2 protein-coding genes are annotated in these 1,976 nt (G+C 54.5%); one reads left to right on the forward strand and one right to left on the reverse strand.

Annotation, left to right across the window (positions count from 1 at the left end; all coding sequences use genetic code 11):
- Positions 1-105 precede the first annotated feature (105 nt).
- The gene (locus J07HQW2_RS18495; protein ID WP_021051897.1) at positions 106-609 is read left to right on the forward strand and encodes a hypothetical protein; all 504 of its coding nucleotides are present in this window, start codon (positions 106-108) and stop codon (positions 607-609) included.
- A gap of 544 nt (positions 610-1,153) precedes the next feature.
- Here J07HQW2_RS18495 and J07HQW2_RS18500 read toward each other — a convergent pair.
- Positions 1,154-1,976 (reverse strand): helicase-related protein (locus tag J07HQW2_RS18500; protein WP_021055463.1); only part of this gene is annotated, 823 nt, incomplete at its 5' end.

Below are 1,976 nucleotides of genomic sequence, written 5' to 3' on the forward strand. Positions count from 1 at the left end.
GTCGGCAAAACAGTACCACTGCGCAGAGACCTGTGATTCCATATCATTCACGAGAGCCAGTTTGCCCGGGCGTTCACTTAGACATATGACGGTCTCTCAGCTTGTATGACGCCGGAGACTCGTGGTGAGCCACCAGACTACACCCTGCTGATGAGTCGACCACGCATGTACTGTATGTTACTCACGCCGAGAGCAACTGCGGTCTCACCCAAAGCACCGGAGACAGTGGTCTACCAGCAGCCGAATCTCAACGTCGACGACAAGTTCTATAACCAATACGAGCAGTTCCAGTCGGTCTATGACGCCGATCACGACGTTATCGTCCCTGGTGGGGACAGAGCTACCGCAATTGCTTCGCTGGTCGCGTCGGACAACCGGGTGCTGTGTATTTCAGACGGACCCTACGGCAACGGTTTTCGGGTCTCATCAATGACTACGACGGCGAGTCGACGCCCATCTCGACAATATACGACCTCAATGCAGTCGAAACCACACCTACCGAAGCCGAGTCGGCGAGCAGTCTGTCGCCGCCACGCTGGACCACTCCGAGCTAAGAAACCGGATACGTACGGTGTGTTATTACCTGGTCGATCCTGTTTCCTTGGTTGACGACACACCGGTCCCGACTGATCGACTCGACATCTGTCTGGAATCCTCCCCGAAGTGTTTCAGCACCACAATGTGGTGAGACCGCTGCGGTCAGTGACTAGGCGTCGGAGGTCATTGAAAATCATGTGTCGAACTCGCTATATACGACCCTGCTGCCGTTGCAAGACGTCTCTGACGGAAGTTCCGTGTACGCCGCGCGAATGTCGCCGTGTTGAATACCGCCGTCTCGCGGTTAGTTAATAAGGACGTCAAATCGGCCTATCCTCAACACACCGCTACACACTGTCGACGGTGGGGCGCTAAACTCGGAATCAAGCTTGAATTTGCCTGGGACTCCTCGACAGTCACTGGATTCTACATCTCTTGGCGAGCCATAGGCGATTCAATAACGCGTCAGAAAACTGATATTGTCCTCGCAACGAGTCTCGGTGACCTGATAAAGAATAGTTTCCGCGTTTTGCATGTGTGGTACGATCCAGATATTGAAACGGTTGACCGCGTGATGAACACAATGGAGATCGCGCTGGTCTCCCCGATAAGATTGCTATTCGCTCACGTTCGTTTCCTGAATCCGGACTCCCTTGCCTGCAAGGTGTCGCATCTGCTGTTGGGCGAAATCCTCCTCTCGCGTTCCGCGAGTTGCCAACACGTACATAATTGCGCTGCCGACCGGTCGCATCGTCCGCCCAGCCCGTTGGGTACCCTGCCGACGCGAGCCACCCAACCCTGAGGCGACAATCGCCAACTCGGCATTAGGGAGATCGATCCCCTCATCGGCAATCCGTGAGACAACCAGTGTCTGTAGCTCGCCGTTCCGGAATGCCTCGAACTGCTGTTGGCGATCGTAGTGGCGTGTTTCACCACTAATAAAGGGAGTATCTAACGCCTCAGCGATTTCTTTTCCCTGCTCGAGATAGTCAACGAATATCAGTGTCTTCGAATTGGGGTGGGTCTCACATAGATACCGAATTTCGGCGATTTTCGCGGGGTTTGTTGCGGCCAACTGATACCGCTCGCGGCCGTCTGCACTCGCGTACTCGTTTCGGGCCATTTCGTCGCGCCACGGCACATACCGAATTTCGACCTCCGGTTCGGCGACGAACCCAGCGTCAAACAGTTCGGCCCAGTCAGTCCCGATTGGCGGTCCAATCAGCGTGAATATCTCTGACTCTTTATCATCCTCTCTGACCGGTGTCGCCGAGTTATGGCAGAACAGATGATTCCCGAGGAAATTCTCGGTTTCGGTTGACAGATCGTAGACGTATTCGGTGTCGGAACTAGGAGTGACACTGTCGATGGACAACATCGCGACATCTGCTTCAAGAAGACGTCTTCCGTCTGGTATGTCACCGTGTTCACCGAGAAGT

Origin of the sequence: Haloquadratum walsbyi J07HQW2, assembly GCF_000415985.1 — an archaeon.
Classification (GTDB): domain Archaea; phylum Halobacteriota; class Halobacteria; order Halobacteriales; family Haloferacaceae; genus Haloquadratum; species Haloquadratum walsbyi_B.